The sequence below is a fragment of the Escherichia sp. Lx600-2 genome (assembly GCF_036662595.1).
Taxonomy (GTDB): domain Bacteria; phylum Pseudomonadota; class Gammaproteobacteria; order Enterobacterales; family Enterobacteriaceae; genus Escherichia; species Escherichia coli.
Map to the genome: position 1 here is coordinate 30,199 of NZ_JAYQWM010000008.1, position 24,231 is coordinate 54,429.

23 protein-coding genes and 1 other RNA gene are annotated in these 24,231 nt (G+C 51.2%); 11 read left to right on the forward strand and 13 right to left on the reverse strand.

The features are described from left to right. The first annotated feature begins 16 nt into the window (after positions 1-16). The 7 genes from acrA to pdeB all read left to right on the forward strand — a co-directional run bounded on the left by acrA (position 17) and on the right by pdeB (position 8,569). Positions 17-1,210, forward strand: a complete 1,194-nt coding sequence (acrA, locus tag OQV04_RS04730) for a multidrug efflux RND transporter periplasmic adaptor subunit AcrA (protein WP_001295324.1) — start codon at positions 17-19, stop codon at positions 1,208-1,210. 22 nt (positions 1,211-1,232) lie between these two features. Next, positions 1,233-4,382, forward strand: coding sequence for an efflux RND transporter permease AcrB (gene acrB / locus OQV04_RS04735; RefSeq protein WP_001132469.1), 3,150 nt, complete (start codon positions 1,233-1,235; stop codon positions 4,380-4,382). A 545-nt stretch (positions 4,383-4,927) separates the two neighbouring features. Continuing rightward, the gene (gene tomB / locus OQV04_RS04740; RefSeq protein ID WP_000344800.1) at positions 4,928-5,302 is read left to right on the forward strand and encodes an Hha toxicity modulator TomB; all 375 of its coding nucleotides are present in this window, start codon (positions 4,928-4,930) and stop codon (positions 5,300-5,302) included. Between the two features lie 25 nt (positions 5,303-5,327). After that, complete coding sequence (locus OQV04_RS04745; RefSeq protein WP_001291435.1) at positions 5,328-5,546, forward strand: HHA domain-containing protein; 219 nt, start codon at positions 5,328-5,330, stop codon at positions 5,544-5,546. Between the two features lie 171 nt (positions 5,547-5,717). Further along, positions 5,718-6,269 (forward strand): maltose O-acetyltransferase, encoded by a 552-nt coding sequence (maa, locus tag OQV04_RS04750; protein ID WP_000102564.1) that lies wholly within the window; start codon positions 5,718-5,720, stop codon positions 6,267-6,269. Between the two features lie 115 nt (positions 6,270-6,384). Next, positions 6,385-6,855 carry a YlaC family protein gene (locus OQV04_RS04755; RefSeq protein WP_000136192.1) on the forward strand — a complete coding sequence of 157 codons (471 nt, stop codon included), beginning with the start codon at positions 6,385-6,387 and terminating at the stop codon, positions 6,853-6,855. Between the two features lie 163 nt (positions 6,856-7,018). Then, positions 7,019-8,569 carry a cyclic-guanylate-specific phosphodiesterase PdeB gene (pdeB, locus tag OQV04_RS04760; protein ID WP_112918958.1) on the forward strand — a complete coding sequence of 517 codons (1,551 nt, stop codon included), beginning with the start codon at positions 7,019-7,021 and terminating at the stop codon, positions 8,567-8,569. Between the two features lie 41 nt (positions 8,570-8,610). On the opposite strand, the gene OQV04_RS04765 is transcribed toward pdeB, so the two are convergent. Then, on the reverse strand, positions 8,611-8,964 hold the full coding sequence (locus OQV04_RS04765; protein WP_000878140.1) for a DUF1428 domain-containing protein: 354 nt from the start codon (positions 8,962-8,964) through the stop codon (positions 8,611-8,613). A gap of 119 nt (positions 8,965-9,083) precedes the next feature. Beyond that, an RNA gene (ffs, locus tag OQV04_RS04770) (signal recognition particle sRNA small type) lies at positions 9,084-9,180 on the reverse strand. 162 nt (positions 9,181-9,342) lie between these two features. Here ffs and OQV04_RS04775 point away from each other — a divergent pair. Continuing rightward, positions 9,343-9,654 (forward strand): MGMT family protein, encoded by a 312-nt coding sequence (locus OQV04_RS04775; RefSeq protein WP_000409911.1) that lies wholly within the window; start codon positions 9,343-9,345, stop codon positions 9,652-9,654. A gap of 30 nt (positions 9,655-9,684) precedes the next feature. Here the strand turns inward: OQV04_RS04775 and OQV04_RS04780 are convergent, their stop codons facing one another. After that, positions 9,685-10,257, reverse strand: coding sequence for a YbaY family lipoprotein (locus OQV04_RS04780; RefSeq protein ID WP_032280408.1), 573 nt, complete (start codon positions 10,255-10,257; stop codon positions 9,685-9,687). 217 nt (positions 10,258-10,474) lie between these two features. Between OQV04_RS04780 and tesB the strand changes: the two genes are divergently transcribed. Continuing rightward, positions 10,475-11,335 (forward strand): acyl-CoA thioesterase II, encoded by an 861-nt coding sequence (tesB, locus tag OQV04_RS04785; RefSeq protein ID WP_000075876.1) that lies wholly within the window; start codon positions 10,475-10,477, stop codon positions 11,333-11,335. Between the two features lie 48 nt (positions 11,336-11,383). Here the strand turns inward: tesB and amtB are convergent, their stop codons facing one another. From amtB to cof, 6 genes are all read right to left on the reverse strand, one after another. Further along, positions 11,384-12,670 carry an ammonium transporter AmtB gene (gene amtB, locus OQV04_RS04790; protein ID WP_000685029.1) on the reverse strand — a complete coding sequence of 429 codons (1,287 nt, stop codon included), beginning with the start codon at positions 12,668-12,670 and terminating at the stop codon, positions 11,384-11,386. Positions 12,671-12,699: 29 nt separating this feature from the next. Further along, the gene (gene glnK, locus OQV04_RS04795; RefSeq protein ID WP_000780338.1) at positions 12,700-13,038 is read right to left on the reverse strand and encodes a P-II family nitrogen regulator; all 339 of its coding nucleotides are present in this window, start codon (positions 13,036-13,038) and stop codon (positions 12,700-12,702) included. Positions 13,039-13,218: 180 nt separating this feature from the next. Next, positions 13,219-15,000 (reverse strand): SmdB family multidrug efflux ABC transporter permease/ATP-binding protein, encoded by a 1,782-nt coding sequence (locus OQV04_RS04800; protein WP_032280407.1) that lies wholly within the window; start codon positions 14,998-15,000, stop codon positions 13,219-13,221. Next, positions 14,993-16,765, reverse strand: a complete 1,773-nt coding sequence (locus tag OQV04_RS04805; RefSeq protein ID WP_032280406.1) for a SmdA family multidrug ABC transporter permease/ATP-binding protein — start codon at positions 16,763-16,765, stop codon at positions 14,993-14,995. Before OQV04_RS04805 ends, OQV04_RS04800 begins: the two co-directional genes overlap by 8 nt. Positions 16,766-16,794: 29 nt before the next feature. Further along, positions 16,795-17,253: a DNA-binding transcriptional regulator DecR gene (decR, locus tag OQV04_RS04810; RefSeq protein ID WP_000884589.1), complete on the reverse strand. Its 459-nt coding sequence runs from the start codon at positions 17,251-17,253 to the stop codon at positions 16,795-16,797. Positions 17,254-17,405: 152 nt separating this feature from the next. Then, positions 17,406-18,224: an HMP-PP phosphatase gene (gene cof / locus OQV04_RS04815; RefSeq protein ID WP_032280405.1), complete on the reverse strand. Its 819-nt coding sequence runs from the start codon at positions 18,222-18,224 to the stop codon at positions 17,406-17,408. A gap of 99 nt (positions 18,225-18,323) precedes the next feature. On the opposite strand from cof, the gene OQV04_RS04820 reads away from it, so the two are divergent. Together OQV04_RS04820 and queC are read left to right on the forward strand one after the other, a co-directional pair. Beyond that, positions 18,324-20,024 (forward strand): SgrR family transcriptional regulator, encoded by a 1,701-nt coding sequence (locus OQV04_RS04820; RefSeq protein WP_032280404.1) that lies wholly within the window; start codon positions 18,324-18,326, stop codon positions 20,022-20,024. 64 nt (positions 20,025-20,088) lie between these two features. Continuing rightward, the gene (gene queC / locus OQV04_RS04825) at positions 20,089-20,784 is read left to right on the forward strand and encodes a 7-cyano-7-deazaguanine synthase QueC (protein ID WP_000817227.1); all 696 of its coding nucleotides are present in this window, start codon (positions 20,089-20,091) and stop codon (positions 20,782-20,784) included. 51 nt (positions 20,785-20,835) lie between these two features. On the opposite strand, the gene fadM is transcribed toward queC, so the two are convergent. The 4 genes from fadM to hupB all read right to left on the reverse strand — a co-directional run bounded on the left by fadM (position 20,836) and on the right by hupB (position 24,215). Beyond that, a complete protein-coding gene (gene fadM / locus OQV04_RS04830) occupies positions 20,836-21,234 on the reverse strand; it encodes a long-chain acyl-CoA thioesterase FadM (RefSeq protein ID WP_001194525.1) in 399 nt (132 codons plus the stop codon). Positions 21,235-21,339: 105 nt separating this feature from the next. Further along, positions 21,340-21,711, reverse strand: a complete 372-nt coding sequence (locus tag OQV04_RS04835; protein WP_000680294.1) for a helix-hairpin-helix domain-containing protein — start codon at positions 21,709-21,711, stop codon at positions 21,340-21,342. A 150-nt stretch (positions 21,712-21,861) separates the two neighbouring features. After that, positions 21,862-23,733 (reverse strand): peptidylprolyl isomerase, encoded by a 1,872-nt coding sequence (gene ppiD, locus OQV04_RS04840; protein WP_032280402.1) that lies wholly within the window; start codon positions 23,731-23,733, stop codon positions 21,862-21,864. A 191-nt stretch (positions 23,734-23,924) separates the two neighbouring features. Beyond that, positions 23,925-24,215 (reverse strand): nucleoid-associated protein HU-beta, encoded by a 291-nt coding sequence (hupB, locus tag OQV04_RS04845; protein WP_254892905.1) that lies wholly within the window; start codon positions 24,213-24,215, stop codon positions 23,925-23,927. Positions 24,216-24,231 lie beyond the last annotated feature (16 nt).

Sequence of the window (24,231 nt, forward strand, 5' to 3'; positions counted from 1 at the left end):
CACTCGAGGTTTACATATGAACAAAAACAGAGGGTTTACGCCTCTGGCGGTCGTTCTGATGCTCTCAGGCAGCTTAGCCCTAACAGGATGTGACGACAAACAGGCCCAACAAGGTGGCCAGCAGATGCCCGCCGTTGGCGTAGTAACAGTCAAAACTGAACCTCTGCAGATCACAACCGAGCTTCCGGGTCGCACCAGTGCCTACCGGATCGCAGAAGTTCGTCCTCAAGTTAGCGGGATTATCCTGAAGCGTAATTTCAAAGAAGGTAGCGACATCGAAGCAGGTGTCTCTCTCTATCAGATTGATCCTGCGACCTATCAGGCGACATACGACAGTGCGAAAGGTGATCTGGCGAAAGCCCAGGCTGCAGCCAATATCGCGCAATTGACGGTGAATCGTTATCAGAAACTGCTCGGTACTCAGTACATCAGTAAGCAAGAGTACGATCAGGCTCTGGCTGATGCGCAACAGGCGAATGCTGCGGTAACTGCGGCGAAAGCTGCCGTTGAAACTGCGCGGATCAATCTGGCTTACACCAAAGTCACCTCTCCGATTAGCGGTCGCATTGGTAAGTCGAACGTGACGGAAGGCGCATTGGTACAGAACGGTCAGGCGACTGCGCTGGCAACCGTGCAGCAACTTGATCCGATCTACGTTGATGTGACCCAGTCCAGCAACGACTTCCTGCGCCTGAAACAGGAACTGGCGAATGGCACGCTGAAACAAGAGAACGGCAAAGCCAAAGTGTCGCTGATCACCAGTGACGGCATTAAGTTCCCGCAGGACGGTACGCTGGAATTCTCTGACGTTACCGTTGATCAGACCACTGGGTCTATCACCCTACGCGCTATCTTCCCGAACCCGGATCACACTCTGCTGCCGGGTATGTTCGTGCGCGCACGTCTGGAAGAAGGGCTTAATCCAAACGCTATTTTAGTCCCGCAACAGGGCGTAACCCGTACGCCGCGTGGCGATGCCACCGTACTGGTAGTTGGCGCGGATGACAAAGTGGAAACCCGTCCGATCGTTGCAAGCCAGGCTATTGGCGATAAGTGGCTGGTGACAGAAGGTCTGAAAGCAGGCGATCGCGTAGTAATAAGTGGGCTGCAGAAAGTGCGTCCTGGTGTCCAGGTAAAAGCACAAGAAGTTACCGCTGATAATAACCAGCAAGCCGCAAGCGGTGCTCAGCCTGAACAGTCCAAGTCTTAACTTAAACAGGAGCCGTTAAGACATGCCTAATTTCTTTATCGATCGCCCGATTTTTGCGTGGGTGATCGCCATTATCATCATGTTGGCAGGGGGGCTGGCGATCCTCAAACTGCCGGTGGCGCAATATCCTACGATTGCACCGCCGGCAGTAACGATCTCCGCCTCCTACCCCGGCGCTGATGCGAAAACAGTGCAGGACACGGTGACACAGGTTATCGAACAGAATATGAACGGTATCGATAACCTGATGTACATGTCCTCTAACAGTGACTCCACGGGTACCGTGCAGATCACCCTGACCTTTGAGTCTGGTACTGATGCGGATATCGCGCAGGTTCAGGTGCAGAACAAACTGCAGCTGGCGATGCCGTTGCTGCCGCAAGAAGTTCAGCAGCAAGGGGTGAGCGTTGAGAAATCATCCAGCAGCTTCCTGATGGTTGTCGGCGTTATCAACACCGATGGCACCATGACGCAGGAGGATATCTCCGACTACGTGGCGGCGAATATGAAAGATGCCATCAGCCGTACGTCTGGCGTGGGTGACGTTCAGTTGTTCGGTTCACAGTACGCGATGCGTATCTGGATGAACCCGAATGAACTGAACAAATTCCAGCTAACACCGGTTGATGTTATTACCGCCATCAAAGCGCAGAACGCCCAGGTTGCGGCGGGTCAGCTCGGTGGTACGCCGCCGGTGAAAGGCCAACAGCTTAACGCCTCTATTATTGCTCAGACGCGTCTGACCTCTACTGAAGAGTTTGGCAAAATCCTGCTGAAAGTGAATCAGGATGGTTCCCGCGTGCTGCTGCGTGATGTGGCGAAGATTGAGCTGGGTGGTGAGAACTACGACATCATCGCAGAGTTTAACGGCCAACCGGCTTCCGGTCTGGGGATCAAGCTGGCGACCGGTGCAAACGCGCTGGATACCGCTGCGGCAATCCGTGCTGAACTGGCGAAGATGGAACCGTTCTTCCCGTCGGGTCTGAAAATTGTTTACCCGTACGACACCACGCCGTTCGTGAAAATCTCTATTCACGAAGTGGTTAAAACGCTGGTCGAAGCGATCATCCTCGTGTTCCTGGTTATGTATCTGTTCCTGCAGAACTTCCGCGCGACGTTGATTCCGACCATTGCCGTACCGGTGGTATTGCTCGGGACCTTTGCCGTCCTTGCCGCCTTTGGCTTCTCGATAAACACGCTAACAATGTTCGGGATGGTGCTCGCCATCGGCCTGTTGGTGGATGACGCTATCGTTGTGGTAGAAAACGTTGAGCGTGTGATGGCGGAAGAAGGTTTGCCGCCAAAAGAAGCCACCCGTAAGTCGATGGGGCAGATTCAGGGCGCTCTGGTCGGTATCGCGATGGTACTGTCGGCGGTATTCGTACCGATGGCCTTCTTTGGCGGTTCTACTGGTGCTATCTATCGTCAGTTCTCTATTACCATTGTTTCAGCAATGGCGCTGTCGGTACTGGTGGCGTTGATCCTGACTCCAGCTCTTTGTGCCACCATGCTGAAACCGATTGCCAAAGGCGATCACGGGGAAGGTAAAAAAGGCTTCTTCGGCTGGTTTAACCGCATGTTCGAGAAGAGCACGCACCACTACACCGACAGCGTAGGCGGTATTCTGCGCAGTACGGGGCGTTATCTGGTGCTGTATCTGATCATCGTGGTCGGCATGGCCTATCTGTTCGTGCGTCTGCCAAGCTCCTTCTTGCCAGATGAGGACCAGGGCGTATTTATGACCATGGTTCAGCTGCCAGCAGGTGCAACGCAGGAGCGTACGCAGAAAGTGCTCAATGAGGTAACGCATTACTATCTGACCAAAGAAAAGAACAACGTTGAGTCGGTGTTCGCCGTTAACGGCTTCGGCTTTGCGGGACGTGGTCAGAATACCGGTATTGCGTTCGTTTCCTTGAAGGACTGGGCCGATCGTCCGGGTGAAGAAAACAAAGTTGAAGCGATTACCATGCGTGCAACACGCGCTTTCTCGCAAATCAAAGATGCGATGGTTTTCGCCTTTAACCTGCCCGCAATCGTGGAACTGGGTACCGCAACCGGCTTTGACTTTGAGCTGATTGACCAGGCTGGCCTTGGTCACGAAAAACTGACTCAGGCGCGTAACCAGTTGCTTGCAGAAGCAGCGAAGCACCCTGATATGTTGACCAGCGTACGTCCAAACGGTCTGGAAGATACCCCGCAGTTTAAGATTGATATCGACCAGGAAAAAGCGCAGGCGCTGGGTGTTTCTATCAACGACATTAACACCACTCTGGGCGCTGCATGGGGCGGCAGCTATGTGAACGACTTTATCGACCGCGGTCGTGTGAAGAAAGTTTACGTCATGTCAGAAGCGAAATACCGTATGCTGCCGGATGATATCGGCGACTGGTATGTTCGTGCTGCTGATGGTCAGATGGTGCCATTCTCGGCGTTCTCCTCTTCTCGTTGGGAGTACGGTTCGCCGCGTCTGGAACGTTACAACGGCCTGCCATCCATGGAAATATTAGGCCAGGCGGCACCGGGTAAAAGTACCGGTGAAGCAATGGAGCTGATGGAACAACTGGCGAGCAAACTGCCTACCGGTGTTGGCTATGACTGGACGGGGATGTCCTATCAGGAACGCCTCTCCGGCAACCAGGCACCTTCACTGTACGCGATTTCGTTGATTGTCGTGTTCCTGTGTCTGGCGGCGCTGTACGAGAGCTGGTCGATTCCGTTCTCCGTTATGCTGGTCGTTCCGCTGGGGGTTATCGGTGCGTTGCTGGCTGCCACCTTCCGTGGCCTGACCAATGACGTTTACTTCCAGGTAGGCCTGCTCACAACCATTGGGTTGTCGGCGAAGAACGCGATACTTATCGTCGAATTCGCCAAAGACTTGATGGATAAAGAAGGTAAAGGTCTGATTGAAGCGACGCTTGATGCGGTGCGGATGCGTTTACGTCCGATCCTGATGACCTCGCTGGCGTTTATCCTCGGCGTTATGCCGCTGGTTATCAGTACTGGTGCTGGTTCCGGCGCGCAGAACGCAGTAGGTACCGGTGTAATGGGCGGGATGGTGACCGCAACGGTACTGGCAATCTTCTTCGTTCCGGTATTCTTTGTGGTGGTTCGCCGCCGCTTTAGCCGCAAGAATGAAGATATCGAGCACAGCCATACTGTCGATCATCATTGATACAACGTGTAATCACTAAGGCCGCGTAAGCGGCCTTTTTTATGCATAACCTACGAACATTAAGGAGTAATTGAACCACCAACTCAGGATCTCATACGAAAACCAGTATTAACCACGTATAAAATTCATAAAAAATACTGATTGTTAGTTAATTTATATTAAGTAGCGCTAATAGATTTAATAATCCATAATCATTTAGAGGCTATTCTTAATTATTTGCGGTAATTCTTTATTCATTCCTCGGTTATTACGTCATATTCAGAGCAATCCTGGTATTAGTGTCACCAATTTCATCTGGCGATAATCCTGAAATGTTATGAACAGTTCGAGCAAACTGCTTTTACCTGCTGCGGGTTGGTGCTAGTATGAAAAAGTGAGCCCTGTCCCGCTTCCTTCCTAATTGTAATTTTTCGTAATAATGCGATGAAAACCTGCAAAGAGTGGCTTATAGTTAAGCTAACAAACGAGAGGGCAAGTCCAGGTCAGTAAGTTTTTTCCATCCCGAAAGGTGTCCGTTAGTTCAACCGCTAAGAAGGGGACGCGTTATGGATGAATACTCACCCAAAAGACATGATATCGCACAGCTTAAGTTTCTCTGTGAAACTCTGTATCATGACTGCCTTGCAAACCTTGAAGAAAGCAATCATGGCTGGGTTAACGACCCAACCTCGGCGATCAACCTCCAGTTGAATGAACTGATTGAGCATATTGCGACCTTCGCACTTAATTACAAAATTAAGTATAATGAAGACAATAAGCTCATTGAGCAGATCGACGAATATCTGGATGACACCTTTATGTTGTTCAGCAGTTATGGTATTAATATGCAGGATCTTCAGAAATGGCGGAAGTCAGGTAATCGACTATTCCGTTGTTTTGTCAATGCGACGAAAGAGAATCCTGCGAGTTTATCTTGTTAGAATTATTACAACCATGGGTAGAAGTATGTCCGAAAAACCTTTAACGAAAACCGATTATTTAATGCGTTTACGTCGTTGCCAGACAATTGACACGCTGGAGCGTGTTATCGAGAAAAATAAATACGAATTATCAGATAATGAACTGGCGGTATTTTACTCAGCCGCAGATCACCGCCTCGCCGAATTGACCATGAATAAACTGTACGACAAGATCCCTTCCTCAGTATGGAAATTTATTCGCTAATAAATAATTCGCTTTCGGAGCTATAACCGGCTGTTTATTAAGAATTTTATACTTTTTCGCCATGAAGACATACCCTATGTGATCTTTATCACACAGATGTAATGGGAACGTTCTCTTCACTGACTTTTCGTCTTACTGTGTTGCCGCATTTTCAGCAACCGGAGGTCAGTAATGAGCACAGAAAAAGAAAAGATGATTGCTGGTGAGTTGTATCGCTCGGCAGATGAGACGTTATCTCGCGATCGCCTGCGCGCTCGTCAGCTTATTCACCGATACAATCATTCCCTGGCGGAAGAGCACACATTACGCCAGCAAATTCTCGCTGATTTATTCGGTCAGGTGACAGAGGCTTATATTGAGCCAACGTTTCGCTGTGACTATGGCTATAACATTTTTCTCGGTAATAATTTTTTCGCCAACTTCGATTGCGTGATGCTTGATGTCTGCCCTATTCGCATCGGTGATAACTGTATGTTGGCACCAGGCGTTCATATCTACACGGCAACACATCCCATCGACCCTGTAGCACGTAATAGCGGTGCTGAACTGGGGAAACCCGTCACCATCGGTAATAACGTCTGGATTGGCGGACGCGCGGTCATTAACCCTGGTGTGACCATTGGTGATAACGTCGTGGTAGCCTCAGGTGCAGTTGTCACAAAAGATGTCCCGGACAACGTTGTCGTGGGCGGTAATCCAGCCAGAATAATTAAAAAATTGTAATCGGTTTTTCGCAACTGTTATGCAAAATTGTGGTAAATCTGTTACTTTCCCTCTACTATTCCCACGTTAAAATAGGGTGTTCCCTGGAAAGTTGCAGATACCACGAAGGCAAACGATGACCGAAATACAACGCCTGCTGACCGAAACGATTGAGTCTCTGAATACCCGCGAAAAACGCGACAACAAACCCCGCTTTAGTATCAGTTTTATCCGTAAACATCCGGGGCTGTTTATCGGTATGTACGTTGCTTTTTTTGCCACCCTGGCGGTGATGTTGCAGTCCGAAACGCTTTCAGGCTCTGTCTGGCTACTGGTTGTATTATTTATCCTGCTTAATGGTTTCTTCTTTTTCGATGTCTACCCACGCTACCGCTATGAAGATATCGACGTGTTGGATTTCCGCGTTTGCTATAACGGCGAATGGTACAACACGCGCTTTGTACCTGCCGCGCTGGTTGAAGCCATCTTGAACTCTCCGCGTGTCGCGGATGTTCATAAGGAACAACTGCAAAAAATGATCGTCCGTAAAGGTGAATTGTCTTTTTACGATATTTTTACCCTCGCTCGCGCCGAATCAACATCTTAAGTTAGGATTACATACCAGGCGTAAAGCTCTGCGCCTGGTCAAATGACAACGATCGTTTCCACCCATCACTTCATGAAATACCAGCTCTACCTCCTTATCTCCTGCCAGCCTTTTTCCACAATCAGATATACTTTCCCTACACTGTGTTAATAAGGATATGCTGGTGAGAACACGACATCTGGTCGGCCTTATTTCGGGAGTACTGATTCTTTCAGTATTGCTGCCTGTCGGCTTAAGCATCTGGCTGGCCCATCAGCAGGTAGAAACATCGTTTATTGAAGAGCTGGATACCTATTCCTCCCGCGTCGCTATTCGGGCCAATAAGGTGGCGACACAAGGGAAAGATGCGATGCAAGAGCTGGAAAGATGGCAAGGCGCTGCCTGTAGCGAAGCCCATCTCATGGAAATGCGTCGGGTATCTTACAGTTATCGCTATATTCAGGAAGTGGTTTATATCGATAACAACGTTCCCCAGTGTTCGTCTCTGGAGCATGAAAGTCCGCCCGATACCTTCCCCGAGCCAGGTAAAATTTCGAAAGATGGTTATCGTGTCTGGTTAACATCACATAACGATTTAGGCATTATCCGTTACATGGTCGCCATGGGAACGGCACATTATGTCGTCATGATCGACCCCGCTTCCTTTATTGATGTCATTCCCTATAGCTCATGGCAAATTGATGCCGCCATTATTGGCAATGCCCATAACGTTGTCATAACCAGCAGCGATGAAATTGGTCAGGGAATTATTACCAGGCTACAAAAAACACCCGGTGAGCATATCGAAAATAATGGAATCATTTACGATATCCTGCCCTTCCCGGAGATGAATATTTCAATTATCACCTGGGCTTCATCGAAAATGTTGCAGAAAGGCTGGCATCGGCAAGTCTTTATTTGGTTACCGCTCGGGTTGGTGATTGGCCTGCTGGCAGCGATGTTTGTGCTGCGCATTTTGCGCCGCATCCAGTCACCGCATCATCGGCTGCAGGATGCTATCGAAAATCGTGATATTTGCGTGCACTATCAGCCGATTGTCTCCTTAGCCAATGGCAAAATTGTCGGTGCTGAGGCACTGGCGCGCTGGCCGCAGACAGACGGTAGTTGGTTGTCACCAGATAGTTTTATTCCGCTGGCACAGCAAACGGGCCTTTCTGAGCCATTGACGCTACTGATTATAAGAAGCGTCTTTGAAGATATGGGCGACTGGCTGCGTCAGCATCCACAGCAGCATATTTCGATCAATCTTGAATCCACCGTGCTCACCTCGGAAAAAATCCCGCAATTGCTGCGTGAAATGATCAATCACTATCAGGTTAATCCCAGACAGATCGCGCTTGAACTCACTGAACGCGAGTTTGCCGATCCGAAAACCAGCGCCCCGATAATTTCTCGCTACCGGGAGGCGGGCCATGAAATTTATCTTGATGATTTTGGTACGGGGTATTCAAGTTTAAGTTATTTACAGGATCTGGATGTCGACATTCTGAAGATCGATAAATCTTTCGTTGATGCGCTGGAATATAAAAATGTCACGCCGCATATCATCGAAATGGCAAAAACACTGAAACTGAAAATGGTAGCGGAGGGAATCGAAACCAGTAAACAAGAAGAGTGGCTACGCCAGCATGGCGTGCACTACGGTCAGGGCTGGCTCTACAGCAAGGCATTACCGAAAGAAGATTTCTTACGCTGGGCCGAGCAACATTTGTGAATTTTTGGGCTGACGGCACGCCGCACAGCCCGTCACGCTACCTATTCGTCGATGATTGACTCGAATCCGCCATAGATCATTCGCTTGCCGTCAAACGGCATGGACTCGCCGAACTCTTTCATCCGTGGGTCCGACATCATCTTTTGATTAGCTGCGTCGCGGACCTCTTTTGAAGGGTATTCAATCCAGCTAAAGACAACCTCTTCATTCTCTTCCGCTTTCACCGCCATACGAAAATCGGTCACTTTGCCATCCGGTACATCGCTGGCCCAGCATTCGACAATACGAAGCGCGCCAAACTCTTTAAACAATGGCGCGGCCTTAGCGGCCATTTCCCGATAGGCATCCTTTTTATCGGCAGGAACGGCAACCACAAAACCATCAACATACTTCATCAGACATACCTCCGAAGCGTACTGCGCAGCCAGACAATTCTTGCGACGTCAGTTGTGGTTAAAGTTTAGCCATGTTGGGATTTTTTGACGAAACGGTGGGAGGCAGAAATGGGTGGGGGCCCTGCCAGCTACATCCCGGCACACGCGTCATCTGCCTTGGCTGCTTCCTTCCGGACCTGACCTGGTAAACAGAGTAGCGTTGCGGGAGAACCAACAGAGCCCCCATTGAGAGCGTTGAGAACCAACGCGCAGGCGCATTATCACTGCTGCCCCGGCTAATTGCAACCCATTGCGTGCCAGATGCTGGTTTCTTGCGCAATGCGGCTTCACTCGGGCGTTTTTCCAGATTATGCTGAAAAATTAACTCAGGAAGAAAAGATGGAAAAAGAAGATTCATTTCCCCAACGCGTCTGGCAAATCGTCGCCGCTATTCCCGAAGGCTATGTAACCACTTACGGTGATGTGGCGAAACTGGCGGGATCGCCCCGCGCCGCGCGCCAGGTGGGCGGTGTGTTAAAGCGTCTCCCTGAAGGCAGCACCTTACCCTGGCACCGGGTGGTTAATCGCCACGGCACAATTTCGCTAACCGGACCGGATTTACAGCGTCAGCGACAGGCATTACTGGCAGAAGGTGTGATGGTATCGGGAAGCGGGCAAATCGACTTGCAGCGTTATCGCTGGAACTACTAACCCTCTCCGGGCGGAGAGGGTTAACGTCGCTTAATATTGCGTAGGAGCTGGAACTGCCGAAGACGGATTCACCTGAGTTGGTGAAGTCGAAGGTACGGTAGTCGTTGCGCCACCGCTGGCCTGAACCGGCACGGCGGTTTGCTGTACCGGCACCAATGTCAGGTCGGCTTTAGTTCCGCCCTGGTTGATCACCGGCTGAACGGTATCGGTGATAAATACCAGTTTGTCATTCACGGTAATCGCCGCACTCAACAGAATACGCGCGTTCGGCTGAACATCTGCCGGGTTAAATGGCAGAACAAAGCTGAATGGTGACTGTTTACCTTCAGTACGCACCGCTTTCTGCGCCAGCACTTTTGACGGTGCATCGGCTAACGACGCGTCAGAAAGTGTCACGGTCAGCACAGCATCAGGCGGCAGTGCGACTTTCTGACGGATCCAGACGGTACCGAAGACATTCGGTTGCTGGATAGCAGGTTGTTGTGTTGCTGAAATAGACGTATTTGCAGCCGGGGCTGGCGTCTGAATATCCGCGCTTTTATCTGCGCAAGCCGCCAACGCAATCGCAACCGCTAAACCACTGGCCATGTGCACGAGTTTCATTCATTTCTCCTTATTATCAATGCACCAGCGGGCTAACTTTCCTCGCCGGAAGAGTGGTTAACAAAATAGTAACGTCAACAAGTGTGGCACACATCACGCATTTCTGCCTGTAATTAGCCCGTAATTCAGACCATTGCACCCATCGGACCAGTAGCAAATTTGCGTTATACTCAACTCACTTTGGCTTGCTGCGGCAGCTTTGTTACTGGAGAGTTATATGAGTCAGGCGCTAAAAAATTTACTGACATTGTTAAATCTGGAAAAAATTGAGGAAGGACTCTTTCGCGGCCAGAGTGAAGATTTAGGTTTACGCCAGGTGTTTGGCGGCCAGGTCGTGGGTCAGGCCTTGTATGCTGCAAAAGAGACCGTCCCTGAAGAGCGGCTGGTACATTCGTTTCACAGCTACTTTCTTCGCCCTGGCGATAGTAAGAAGCCGATTATTTATGATGTCGAAACGCTGCGTGACGGTAACAGCTTCAGCGCCCGCCGGGTTGCTGCTATTCAAAACGGCAAACCGATTTTTTATATGACGGCCTCTTTCCAGGCACCAGAAGCGGGTTTCGAACATCAAAAAACAATGCCGTCCGCGCCAGCGCCTGATGGCCTGCCTTCGGAAACGCAAATCGCCCAGTCGCTGGCGCACCTGCTGCCGCCAGTGCTGAAAGATAAATTCATCTGCGATCGTCCGCTGGAAGTCCGTCCGGTGGAGTTTCATAACCCACTGAAAGGTCACGTCGCAGAACCACATCGTCAGGTGTGGATCCGCGCAAATGGTAGCGTGCCGGATGACCTGCGCGTTCATCAGTATCTGCTCGGTTACGCTTCTGATCTTAACTTCCTGCCGGTAGCTCTACAGCCGCACGGCATCGGTTTTCTCGAACCGGGGATTCAGATTGCCACCATTGACCATTCCATGTGGTTCCATCGCCCGTTTAATTTGAATGAATGGCTGCTGTATAGCGTGGAGAGCACCTCGGCGTCCAGCGCACGTGGCTTTGTGCGCGGTGAGTTTTATACCCAGGACGGCGTACTGGTTGCCTCGACCGTTCAGGAAGGGGTGATGCGTAATCACAATTAAAAAAATAGCCGGAGGTGAAAACCGTCCGGCTGTTTTTTGCAGTGCTTGTTACGCGTTATAGGCATTCTCGCCGTGACTGTTGACGTCCAGCCCTTCTCGCTCTTGTTCTTCCGGCACACGCAGGCCAACCGTCAGATCCGCCAGTTTGTAGCCAATAAATGCCACCACACCGGACCAGACGATCGTAATGGCAATGCTTTCCAACTGTACCAGCAACTGATGGCCCATCGTCACACCTTCAGCGAAGCCCACGCCGCCCAGCGAGCTGGCGGCAAAAATCCCGGTCATGATACAGCCGACAATGCCACAAACGCCGTGCACACCGAAGACATCGCAGGGATCATCCACCCGCAGCAAGCGTTTGAGCATGGTAACGCCCCACAAGCCCGCCAGACCAGCTACCACGCCGATAATCAACGCGCCGCCAACACCAATGTAGCCACACGCTGGCGTCACGCCGACCAGACCGGCAATCGCGCCAGAACACGCCCCCAGCAGTGAAGGCTTACCACGCAGCGCCCATTCACCGAAGATCCAGCCAAGAATTGCCGCCGCCGTTGCGACCACAGTATTCACAAATGCCAGTGCCGCGATTTCATTCGCCGTGCCCGCTGACCCGGCGTTAAAGCCAAACCAACCGATATAGAGAATGGCAGTCCCGGTGAAGACCATCGGCAGGTTGTGCGGTTTAAACGCCTCTTTGCCGAAGCCCACGCGTTTGCCTATCAGATACGCGCCCACCAGACCGGCGATTGCGGCGTTAATGTGCACCACGGTGCCACCCGCGAAATCCAGCGCACCGTGAGAAGCCAGCAAACCACCGCCCCAGACCATATGCGCAATCGGAATGTAAGAGAGCGTCAGCCATACCACCACGAAAATCAACACAGCTGAGAAGCGGATTCGTTCCGCCAGCGCCCCAACTATCAAGCCTACGGTAATGCAGGCAAACGATCCCTGAAACGCCACGTGGATATACTGATAAATGCTGCCCATCACCGCCGTCAGTTCGATGTTTTTCAGCATCAACCAGTTAATGTTGCCGAAGAAGTTGTTGCCCTCACCAAACGCCAGCGAGTAACCGTAAACCACCCAGAGAATACAGACCAGTGCAAATGTCACCGTCACCTGCGTCAGCATCGACAGCACGTTTTTGCCGCGAATCAACCCACCGTAAAACAGGGCAATCCCCGGAATAGTCATAAACAGCACTAGCGCAGTACAGATCATCATAAACGCATTGTCGGCTTTATCGGCCACCGCAGGTGCAGCCATTACCAGTCCCGGCAGCATCGCCAGTGAAGCAAGCCCAGTTTTTATCGTCGCTATCTTCATTTTTCGTTCCTGTTGCTGTGTGCCAGAGATTACAGCGCCGCTTCGTCGGCTTCGCCGGTACGAATACGAATGACGCGTTGCAATTCAGCGACAAAGATTTTGCCGTCGCCAATTTTTCCGGTGTAAGCCGCCTTACTGACGATATCGATCACTTCATCGAGTTGGTCATCAGCAATCGCCACATCAATTTTTACTTTTGGCAGGAAGTTGACGCTGTATTCCGCCCCCCGGTACAGCTCGGCATGCCCTTTCTGACGCCCGAAACCTTTCACTTCGGTGACGGTCAGGCCCTGAATACCAATGGAAGATAACGCTTCACGAACGTCTTCCAGCTTGAATGGTTTGATTATCACGGTCACCAGCTTCATAGATCCCCTCCGGTCAGAATTCGGTAATGGTTCTGCTACACGAAGAAGATATTGCAAGCGGTGTGCCAGAAATGAAAAATGAGAAAGAGAGCAGGAAGTTAAGAAGTTTGAAAATGAAAACGCACTATGACAGTGCACAGTGCGTTACATTTTTGCACCAACGATGAAATATTGCGCTATTCAGGCGCTCAATGATTCCTCTTCACGCACGCTGGCTGCCAGCTCTTCGCCCGCAAGTTGCAGTTGATACATCTGCCAGTAGCGTCCCTGGGCCGCCAGCAGTTGCTGGTGAGTGCCCTGCTCCACGGCTTGCCCACGATGAAGCACCAGAATGGTGTCGGCATCAACAATGGTCGATAAGCGATGAGCAATCACCACCAGCGTGGTATGTTCACGCACCGCCGCCAGAGCATGTTGAATCGCCTGTTCAGTACCGGAGTCAATGCTGGCGGTTGCCTCATCAAGGATCAGGATTTGCGGCGTCTCCACCAACACGCGTGCCAGTGCCAGCAGTTGCTTTTGCCCGACTGAGAGATTATTCCCCTGCTCGCCCAGCGGCGTGTAAATACCGTCGCTCATGCTACGCGCCAGCTCCGCCAGTTGCACGGTTTCCAGCGCCTGCCAGACGCGTTCTTCGGAGATATCACGTCCCAGCGTCACGTTGGCGAGGAAGGTATCCGCCAGCACCACCGGATCTTGCTGCACCATTGCCACGCCCTGGCGCAGCGCGCTGTGACTTAGCGAACTTAATGGACGACCATCAAGGCGAATCTCACCTTCCGTTAGCGGGTAATAGCCCATCAATAAACTGGCGAGGGTGCTTTTGCCACTGCCGGTATGCCCGACCAGCGCCACAAAATTGCGCGAAGGCACAGAGAGATTAATGTTCTTTAGCACCAGATTGTTATCGCGATAAGCAAATGACACGTTATCGACTTCGATGGTGCCACTCTGTAACGGGCAATCATCATTGCCATATTGCTGGCGCGGTCCGTCCATCAGCTCAAACACGCGCTCACCAGCAACAACAGCCTGTTGCAGCATCGCCTGCTGCGTGGTCAGTTCGATTAAGGGTTCGTTAAGTCGCCCAAGATAGCTGATAAACGCATACAACACGCCCACTTCAATGGTGCCGCTGGCGGAGAAGCCAAACAGCATCAACAAGCCACAAAGAATGAGCGATGAAAACAGACTCAGCAGCGGACGCAGCAGAAAACCGTCGAGGCGCAGGGTTTGCATCCTCGCCATATAGTGTGAACGACTGGCCTCACCCATGCGTTCGCCAAATCGCGCCTGCTGACGGAACTGCTGGATAACGCTCATGCCATTGATGATTTCGTTAAAGCCGTCGTTGATATCTGCCAGATAAGCGCGCACACGACGGACAATCGGCGTGCTGTAACGCTGATATATCACCATTACCACCAGCACCACCGGGAAAATCATTATCGCCACCAGCGCCATTCGCCAGTCGAGGCTGAACATCGCCACCAGCATCGCGCCCACCAGTGCGGCACTGCGCAGGACAGTTGCCACTACGGTAACGTAGAGATCGCGGATCACTTCAGTGTCATTAGTGACGCGGGAAATCACCTGCCCGACGGGTTGGGTATCAAACTCGCTTAATGGCTGGCGTAACGCAGCATCCATCACGTCGGTACGCAACTGTTGCACTACGCCTACTGCCGCCCGATTAAACAGCAGCGACTGCGCGTAATGTAGCCCGGCGGCAAACAGTTGTAGCCCAACATACGCCGCAGCCAGCCCTGCAACCACTTTCAACGGCAGGTTATTTTTCGCTACCATATTGTCGATAAAATAGCTGATAAGCAGCGGCCCACTGACTTCTGCCGCCGCCGCAACCCACATCATCAGGACCGCAATCCCCAGCGGTTTACGCCACGGTGAACCGTACGCTAACAGGCGCTTGAGAGTTGGCCACAGTTGGCTAAAACTACGCATCGACGGCCTCCTCGCGATTTTCCGGAGCGTCGTCGAGCGCCGCCTCCAGTTGTTGATAGCGATACATATCGCTATACCAGCCGCTTTGTTGTGCCAGCACATCATGATTGCCACGCTGGGCGATATGTCCGTGCTGCATCACAATAATTTCACTGGCTTCCGTCAGTGCAGAAAGGCGATGGGCACTGATTATTACCGTTCTTCCCTGTCCCCACTGACGCAGGTTATGCAGGATCTGGTGCTCTGTGCGTCCGTCCACCGCCGAAAGCGCATCATCAAGGATGAGGATTTCCGCGTTGACTAATAACGCACGAGCAATGGAGATACGCTGTTTTTGCCCGCCGGAAAGCATCACACCGCGCTCGCCCACCTCTGTATCGTAACCTTGCGGTAGACGCAAAATATCGTCATGTACGCTGGCTAACCGCGCGACATGCTCAATCTCTTGCTGGGTGGCATTCGGGCAACCCAGCGCGATGTTATTCGCCACGGTGTCAGAAAAAAGGAATGGCGTCTGGCTAACTACCGCCAGGCGGCTACGCCAGCTATCGAGTTGTAACTTCGTCAGAGGAATATCATGAAAGCGAATATCCCCCTCGCTGACGTCGAAATGACGCTGAATGAGCGACAACAGGGTACTTTTGCCGGAACCAGTCGGCCCGCAGATACCCAGCATCTGACCGGGTTTCAGGGCGAAATTGACGTTTTCCAGCGCAGGATGGTCAGTCTGCGGATACGTGAACTGGTGAATATTTACATCCAGTTCGCCACGCCCTTCCGGCACGGGTTCGCTACCATCGTTCACCACCGGCGCTTCCGCCAGCATCGCGCGAATACGGCTGTACGCAGCACTACCACGTTCCACAATGTTAAACATCCATGCCAGCGCCAGCATTGGCCAAATCATCAGACCTAAATACATCATAAAACTGGTGAGCTGGCCCAGCGTTAAACTGCCCTGCACCACCATCCAACTACCGCCGCCAATCGCCAGCAAGTTCGCCATACCAATCGCGATATAGATGGTCGGGTCGAAACGAGCATCAATACGCGCCACCCGCATGTTTTTTTTGCCGGTATCTTCGGCATCCGCGGCAAATAACGCCGACTGGCGATCTTCCAGACCAAAGGCTTTGATCATGCGGATACTGGTGAGGCTTTCCTGGGTGCGGTCATTAAGACTGGAAAACGCCGCCTGTGCCAGCTTAAAGCGTTCATGCAAAGCATCGCCGTTGCGCTTAATCATGATCGCCATCACTGGCATCGGTAACAGGGCAAATAAGGTCAACTGCCAGCTAATTTGCGTAGACATCATAATCAACACAGCGCAGCCCATTACCAGTGAATCCACCAGCGTCAGCACCCCTTCTCCGGCGGCAAACACGACGCGATCGACGTCATTAGTCGCACGAGCCATGAGGTCACCCGTGCGATGACGCAGGTAAAACTCAGGATGCTGCCGGCTTAGCTGACGGTAATAATCTTCACGCAGTTCAACAGCCAGTTGATAAGACGCACCAAACAGCAATACGCGCCAGACGTAACGCAGGAGATAAACCACAACGGCAATCAGCACCATGGTGGCGATCCACATCAGGATCTGCCCGGTAGTAAAGTGTTGTTCTGTTACGCCATCGACAACAATACCAACCACTTTTGGCGGAACCAGTTGCAGCATCGCGATAATGACAAGCAAGGCGACAGCCCCGAGATAGCGACGCCATTCCCGACGGAAATACCAGCTTAATTGAGCAAATAATCGCACGCGTTGTGTCCTGACCTGATTCTGGATATTTATTCGATGGGTAAAGAAGTGGTGTATTTAATCTGTTCCATCGCGAAGCTGGAAGTGACGTCCGACAGCCCCGGCACGCTGTTTACCAGACGCTTATAAAACTCGTCGTAGCGTTTCATGTCGGCAACCTGGACGCGCATCAGATAATCGTATTCACCAGCCATGCGCCAGAACCCCAGCACTTCTGGCATTTCGGTAACCACCGTGACAAAGCGGCAATACCATTCGCTGCTGTGATGTTGCGTTTTTATCAGCACAAAGGCGGTCAGACCGAGGCCTATTTTTTCCGGATCCAGCAGGGCGACTTTGCCGATAAGGATACCGTCGTCCTCCAGCCGTTTCAGGCGCTTCCAGCAAGGGGTGGTTGTCAGATTAACGGCTTCAGCCAGTGCCTGCAAAGAGAGGGTGCAATCCTGCTGCAGTAAGGCCAGCAGCTTACGGTCAATTTTATCTAACATAGCCCTTCCACAGAGAATTTTTTTCTCTTTTAATTTTATTTTAAAGGTGAAATCACGACAATTTATTCTGTGCGGTTTAAACACCACGGCACAAAATGACAAATTCAACGCAAAAAAAACCGGGCAATTGCCCGGTGCTGGAAGGGATCTCGTTATTCGGGGGAATAAGGTAGATGTGGATAGTCCAGCCAGTGCGTCAAATAGTGAGAGACAGCCTGATTTCGGCAATGTCCAATCACCGGTAAATGCGGGAGCTCCGCGCGCAGTTGCGGCATCGCATTGCCCATAATAAATCCGCTACCGACGCTGCCTAACATTTCGCGATCGTTCATCGCATCACCAAAGGCCATGCAATCGCGCAACGATAAACCTAAATGTTGGGTCAGCACCGTCAGTGCAGCGCCTTTATTGCAGCCCACCGGCAGCACTTCGAGGCAATCCGTGGCGGAAAAACACAAATGTGCACGCTCGGATAATGCTTCGTGTAGCTGGATCTGCAAGCGTGTAAGATCGTCGTGATCGCCACAGAAGCAGATCTTGGTGACGCTGCCGAGTGGCATTTTTTTGACATCGATTATTTGATAACGAAAACCGCTATAGACAAATGCCTGCAACAACGCAGGGATCTCTTTCCCGGTAAACCAACCGTCGTCATTGAAAATATGCATGCTGGCTCGGGTATCCCATTGCTGATACAGCACCAGCTCCGCGACATCCGCAGGTAAATCATCACGATGTAAAAGTTCACCTTCCAGAGAATGCACGCGCGTTCCGTTGCCGGTAATCAAATACGCATCCAGCGATATCGCCCCGAGAATATGCTGCATCTCCAGCGCATGACGCCCCGTGGCAAAAGTGAGGGTAATGTCGCGTTCACGCAGTCGCGCCAAAGTAGAGAGGGTTTTCTCACCTAAATGATGGTCAGGCATCAATAAAGTGCCATCCATATCAAATGCTGCCAGACGAGCCATTTCTTTCTCCACTCTGTGACACGGTTAATGGTGATTGAGTATCACCTGATATATACGGAAGTAATAGTGAATAGTTAAATAATATTGTTCCGGGTTTATATGCGACTGCTCAACCGTCTTAACCAGTATCAACGTCTGTGGCAACCTTCCGCCGGAAAGCCGCAAACCGTCACCGTCAGCGAACTGGCCGAACGCTGTTTTTGCAGCGAACGCCATGTTCGTACGCTGTTGCGTCAGGCACAGGAGGCGGGATGGCTGGAGTGGCAGGCGCAGTCAGGACGCGGAAAGCGCGGACAATTACGCTTTCTGGTCACGCCAGAATCGCTACGCAATGCGATGATGGAAAAGGCACTGGAAACCGGAAAGCAGCAAGATGTGCTGGAGCTGGCGCAACTGGCCCCAGGTGAGCTGCGCACTCTGTTACAGCCGTTTATGGGCGGACAATGGCAAAACGATACACCCACGTTGCGTATTCCCTACTATCGCCCGCTCGAACCGCTACAACCGGGCTTTTTGCCCGGCCGTGCCGAGCAGCATCTCGCCGGACAGATATTTTCCGGCCTGACCCGCTTCGATAATAATACCCAGCGCCCGATTGGCGATTTAGCGCATCACTGGGAAACCTCTGCTGACGGGTTACGCTGGGACTTTTATCTTCGTTCAACCCTACACTGGCATAACGGCGATGCAGTAAAAGCCTCACACTTACACCAGCGATTATTGATGCTGTTACAACTGCCAGCACTGGATCAATTATTTATTAGCGTGAAGCGTATTGAGGTCACCCATCCGCAGTGTCTGACCTTCTTTTTACATCGCCCTGATTACTGGCTTGCGCACCGGCTGGCGAGCTATTGCAGCCATCTGGCGCATCCGCAATTCCCACTGATCGGCACGGGTCCTTTTCGCTTAACACAATTCACAGCGGAGCTGGTGCGCCTGGAAAGCCATGATTATTACCATTTACGTCATCCGCTGCTTAAAGCGGTTGAGTACTGGATAACTCCGCCGCTTTTCGAAAAAGATTTGGGAACCAGTTGTCGGCATCCCGTGCAAATCACCATCGGCAAACCGGAGGAGCTGCAACGGGTCAGCCAGGTCAGTAGTGGCATCAGTTTAGGTTTTTGCTATTTAACGTTGCGCAAAAGTCCCCGACTGTCCCTCTGGCAGGCGCGAAAAGTGATCTCCATTATTCATCAATCCGGTTTATTACAAACGTTAGAAGTCGGAGAAAACCTGATCACCGCCAGTCATGCATTACTGCCAGGCTGGACTATTCCGCATTGGCACGTACCGGATGAAGTCAAACTACCGAAAACCTTGACGCTGGTTTATCACCTACCGATAGAACTTCATACCATGGCAGAACGCCTACAGGCGACACTGGCAGCGGAAGGCTGTGAACTCACAATTATTTTTCATAACGCAAAAAACTGGGACGACACGACCCTACTGGCACACGCAGACCTCATGATGGGCGACAGATTAATTGGCGAAGCACCGGAATATACTCTGGAGCAATGGCTACGTTGCGATCCACTGTGGCCACATGTTTTCGACGCTCCAGCATATGCCCATTTGCAATCGACACTGGACGCGGTGCAAGTAATGCCTGATGAGGAAAACCGATTTAATGCCCTGAAAGCGGTTTTTAGCCAGTTAATGGCAGACGCGACGCTGACGCCGCTATTCAACTATCACTATCGCATTAGTGCCCCTCCCGGCGTGAACGGTGTGCGACTGACACCGCGCGGCTGGTTTGAATTTACCGAAGCCTGGCTTCCCGCGCCGTCGCAATGAATAGCTGGTCCGGGTTAATCGCAGGCGTTACCATAACGCTTTTATTGTTCAAGCAGGATTATCTATGAAACGTGCTGTCGTTGTGTTCAGTGGAGGCCAGGATTCCACCACCTGTCTGGTGCAGGCATTACAACAATATGATGAAGTCCATTGCGTGACGTTCGATTACGGTCAGCGCCATCGCGCAGAAATCGACGTGGCACGCGAACTGGCGCTGAAACTGGGGGCACGCGCGCATAAGGTTCTTGATGTAACGCTGCTCAACGAGCTGGCGGTCAGCAGCCTGACGCGTGACAGCATTCCGGTGCCTGATTATGAACCTGAAGCTGATGGCATCCCGAATACGTTTGTCCCAGGGCGTAATATTTTGTTCCTGACGTTGGCGGCAATATATGCGTATCAGGTAAAAGCAGAAGCCGTAATTACCGGCGTCTGCGAAACGGATTTCTCTGGCTACCCGGATTGCCGCGATGAGTTTGTGAAAGCACTAAACCATGCCGTCAGTTTGGGCATGGCGAAAGATATTCGTTTTGAAACGCCGCTGATGTGGATTGATAAAGCGGAAACCTGGGCGCTGGCAGATTATTACGGCAAACTGGATTTAGTCCGTAACGAAACGTTGACCTGCTATAACGGCATTAAAGGCGACGGTTGCGGTCATTGTGCGGCATGTAATTTACGCGCCAACGGTTTGAATCATTATCTGGCCGATAAACCGACGGTGATGGCAGCGATGAAGCAGAAAACCGGGTTGAAGTAATTATTCCAAGTGTTGCCGGATGCGGCTTGAGCATCCGGCAACACAAAACGTTTACTTAACCATCTGCTCCAGCTTTTCGCGCAATTCCCCTTCCAGAGCTAATGCTTTCTGCGTTTTAAGATCAATACAAACAAACGTAATAAGCGCATCCGCTACTACCTGCCCTTCCGGCTCCAGTGTAATGACCTGGCTTAAGATGCCGCTTTTACCGTTTAATTGCTGTAACTGGCTCGTAATGGTTAACAAGTCGCTTAATACCGCCGGGCGACGATAGTTAATATTGATATTCACCACCACGAAAGCGATGTTATGGGCCGTCATCCAGTGAAAACTGTCGCTATTTTCCAACCCATCCCAGCGGGCTTCTTCGAGAAATTCAAGGTAGCGGGCGTTGTTTACGTGCTGGTAAACGTCGAGATGATATCCACGAACTTTGATTTGTGTTTGCATAGCGCAATAACCTTACGTTGTTTTTATAAAAACTGTTATAAGTACAGAGGTCATAACTGGTATGACCTCTTCAGTCTGGCAAAAAATTGCCACTATGCAAATTAATTACAGGGTTAATACCGCCAGATTACGTTCCACCAGCGAATTGCCCATCCCCGGCACCTGCTTTAGATCCTCCACCGTTTTAAACGGACCGTACTCTTCGCGATAACTGACAATCGCCTGCGCTTTCTTCAGGCCAACGCCATTCATCGCGCGGGCTAGCTCTTCCGCGCTGGCATTATTAATGCTGACCCGGGTGCCTTCTTCGTCACTGGCTTTCGCCGGTACTGCTGCTTTACTTTGTGCTGCAGGAGCTTCCGCTTTGGTTTCTACCGTTGTCGGTTTCGCCGCAGGAGCTGCCGCCAGCGCGCTATGAGACATTCCGGCACAAGCCAGAGACAGGGTAATGAGCAGTGCTTTAATTCCGTGTTTCATACTGTTTTCTCCTTGTTTGTTAACAGTGGAATCACCTTAACGGCAGTGAAAACAGTAAACAAATGGCAATGTTCAGAAATGGAAAAGGCCGCGAAAGCGACCTTTTCTTGTTACAGCTGCAAAGCATTTTTTTGCGAGGCGGCTTCAGGATTATTGCTGTTCCAACGCATCGCCAATTTTGATTTTCGCCTCTTTACGCAGGTTACTCATCAGAGCTTCAAAGACGATTTGTGCGTTGTTCTGGGTGATACCCTGCACCATCGCTTTTTTCTGATCTTCCGGCATTGAACCTTGTTTCACTTCATCCAGCGCCAGCAGAACCACATTACCTTGCATATCGGTCGCCATACCGTAGCTCGGTTTGTCTTTCGCTGGCAGTGGCAGTGCAAACGCCGCCTGGCTAATCGGGTCACGACCGGAACGGCTTAAGGTTTTCGGCTCGCCAAATTTCAGACCGGCAGCCTGCATAGCTTCCGCACCTTTGCCGGCTTTCAAATCAACCAGCAGTTTCTCAGCATCCACTTTCGCCTGTTGTTCAGCTTTGTTGTGCTGAACCAGTGCCTTAACTTGTTCCTGAACATCTGCCAACGGTTTCACCGCTTCCGGTTTGTGCTCGCTGATGCGCAGCACGAATGCACGATCGCCGTCTACGGTGATGATGTCAGAGTTGATGCCCGGAGCGCCGTTTTCACCAATCAGACCGCCGTTAAAGATAGCGTCTGCAACCGGCTTGAAGTTTAACTCTTCCGGCAGCTTATCTTTGCTGAACCAGCCAGTCTGAGTAGCTTTAACGCCCGCAGCCTGCTCTGCACCAGCCAGAGATTCAGTGTCGTTGCTTGCTGCATCGCTTATTTTCTGTTGCAGTGCGTAGTATGCATCCAGCGCTTTTTCGTGTTTCACTTTCGCTGCGATGTCGTCACGAACTTCGTCTAACGACTTCACTTTTGCTGGCTGAATGTCATCCAGACGGACAATCAGGAAACCTACCGAGGATTTGATCACACCAGAAAGCTGGCCTTTTTCTTTCAGACCGGCATTTTTCAGTTCGTCTGGGGTGGTGGAGTCTTCTAACCAACCCATATCACCGCCGTTACGGGCAGAGATAATATCAGCAGATTTTTCTTTTGCTAACGCGGCAAAATCACCGCCTTTGTTCAGCGCATCAAGTACAGCTTTCGCTTCATCTTCAGTTTTGGTCTGGATGATGCTGTAGCGGGTACGCTGCGGCTGGGTGAATTGATCCTGATGCTGGTCGTAGTAGCTCTGGATATCCGCATCGCTAACCGGTTGCTGCATCGTTGCGGCATCCAGCTTGATGTAACTCACGCGGAATTGTTCCGGCGTCATGAAATTATTTTTGTTTTGTTCGTAGTAGCTGGCAATCTCCTGTTCGGTCACAGGCTGCTTCGCCGCCAGCGCGTTAACATCGATAGTCGCTTCACGTACCACGCGTTGTTGAGCGACCAGTGCCGCCAGCTCGTCGGTTTCACCTTTCAGCATAAAATCGGTACCGGCAACGCCGTTAATCAGCTGTTGGGTAGTGAGCTGGTTACGCAGCGCCTGGGCGTACTGATCGGCGGTCATCCCCATCTGGTTGAGGATACCGTTATAGCGGCTGTTATCAAATTTGCCGTCAACCTGGAAGGCTGGGGTCGCGAAAATCGCCTGTTTAACCTGCTCATCGCTGATACCCAGTTTCAGCTCACGTGCGTACTGATCCAGCAGCGCCTCGTCGATCAGACGATTCAGCACCTGTTGACGCAGGGTTTTCATATAGCCTTCGTTCGCTGCCAGCTCGGAGTATTGATCGCCCAACTGTTGCTGCATGCGATTACGCTCGCTGTTGAAGGCGTTCTCGAATTGCCCACGGCTGATTTCCTGGTCATTCACTTTTGCGGCGTAGTTATTGCCTCCGCCAATCAGGTAACCACTCACGCCGGTCAATATGAACGACACGATAATGATACCGAAAATAATCTTGAGCACGAGACTGTTTGCAGCCGTGCGTAAGCTGTCCATCATGGTGTAACAACACTCCGCTGTAGATGACTGTGTACCTCACGCAACGTATCGATGCGCGCAAAGGCCTATTGTGACAAGAAACGGGGGCAATTGTCAGCCCACAAGACACAGAAAGTCACCGAATACAAATAAAAAAGGCACATCAGTAGATGCGCCCTTGAACTTCGTCACATCCCCACTGGGGACAACGCTTAGTTTACCGCGTCTTTCAGTGCTTTACCTGCACGGAAGCTCGGTACTTTAGCGGCAGCGATGGTGATCTCTTTACCGGTCTGCGGGTTGCGGCCAGTACGGGCAGCACGCTCTTTAACGGCAAAAGTACCAAAACCTACCAGTGCTACATCATCCCCTTCTTTCAGAGATTCAGTTACGGAAGCAATAATAGCATCTAACGCACGGCCAGCCGCAGCTTTAGAGATATCAGCCCCTGCAGCAATCTTGTCGATCAATTGAGATTTATTCACTCTTCTCTTCCTCTTTATAATTTATATCGCACTT

What these genes read in the sequence shown, in the direction of transcription:
- acrA (WP_001295324.1), top strand. Translation starts at nt 17, where the DNA reads ATGAACAAAAACAGAGGGTTTACGCCTCTGGCGGTCGTTCTGATGCTC.
- acrB (WP_001132469.1), top strand. Translation starts at nt 1,233, where the DNA reads ATGCCTAATTTCTTTATCGATCGCCCGATTTTTGCGTGGGTGATCGCC.
- tomB (WP_000344800.1), top strand. Translation starts at nt 4,928, where the DNA reads ATGGATGAATACTCACCCAAAAGACATGATATCGCACAGCTTAAGTTT.
- OQV04_RS04745 (WP_001291435.1), top strand. Translation starts at nt 5,328, where the DNA reads ATGTCCGAAAAACCTTTAACGAAAACCGATTATTTAATGCGTTTACGT.
- maa (WP_000102564.1), top strand. Translation starts at nt 5,718, where the DNA reads ATGAGCACAGAAAAAGAAAAGATGATTGCTGGTGAGTTGTATCGCTCG.
- OQV04_RS04755 (WP_000136192.1), top strand. Translation starts at nt 6,385, where the DNA reads ATGACCGAAATACAACGCCTGCTGACCGAAACGATTGAGTCTCTGAAT.
- OQV04_RS04765 (WP_000878140.1), bottom strand. Translation starts at nt 8,964, where the DNA reads ATGAAGTATGTTGATGGTTTTGTGGTTGCCGTTCCTGCCGATAAAAAG.
- OQV04_RS04775 (WP_000409911.1), top strand. Translation starts at nt 9,343, where the DNA reads ATGGAAAAAGAAGATTCATTTCCCCAACGCGTCTGGCAAATCGTCGCC.
- OQV04_RS04780 (WP_032280408.1), bottom strand. Translation starts at nt 10,257, where the DNA reads ATGAAACTCGTGCACATGGCCAGTGGTTTAGCGGTTGCGATTGCGTTG.
- tesB (WP_000075876.1), top strand. Translation starts at nt 10,475, where the DNA reads ATGAGTCAGGCGCTAAAAAATTTACTGACATTGTTAAATCTGGAAAAA.
- amtB (WP_000685029.1), bottom strand. Translation starts at nt 12,670, where the DNA reads ATGAAGATAGCGACGATAAAAACTGGGCTTGCTTCACTGGCGATGCTG.
- glnK (WP_000780338.1), bottom strand. Translation starts at nt 13,038, where the DNA reads ATGAAGCTGGTGACCGTGATAATCAAACCATTCAAGCTGGAAGACGTT.
- OQV04_RS04800 (WP_032280407.1), bottom strand. Translation starts at nt 15,000, where the DNA reads ATGCGTAGTTTTAGCCAACTGTGGCCAACTCTCAAGCGCCTGTTAGCG.
- decR (WP_000884589.1), bottom strand. Translation starts at nt 17,253, where the DNA reads ATGTTAGATAAAATTGACCGTAAGCTGCTGGCCTTACTGCAGCAGGAT.
- cof (WP_032280405.1), bottom strand. Translation starts at nt 18,224, where the DNA reads ATGGCTCGTCTGGCAGCATTTGATATGGATGGCACTTTATTGATGCCT.
- OQV04_RS04820 (WP_032280404.1), top strand. Translation starts at nt 18,324, where the DNA reads ATGCGACTGCTCAACCGTCTTAACCAGTATCAACGTCTGTGGCAACCT.
- queC (WP_000817227.1), top strand. Translation starts at nt 20,089, where the DNA reads ATGAAACGTGCTGTCGTTGTGTTCAGTGGAGGCCAGGATTCCACCACC.
- fadM (WP_001194525.1), bottom strand. Translation starts at nt 21,234, where the DNA reads ATGCAAACACAAATCAAAGTTCGTGGATATCATCTCGACGTTTACCAG.
- OQV04_RS04835 (WP_000680294.1), bottom strand. Translation starts at nt 21,711, where the DNA reads ATGAAACACGGAATTAAAGCACTGCTCATTACCCTGTCTCTGGCTTGT.
- ppiD (WP_032280402.1), bottom strand. Translation starts at nt 23,733, where the DNA reads ATGATGGACAGCTTACGCACGGCTGCAAACAGTCTCGTGCTCAAGATT.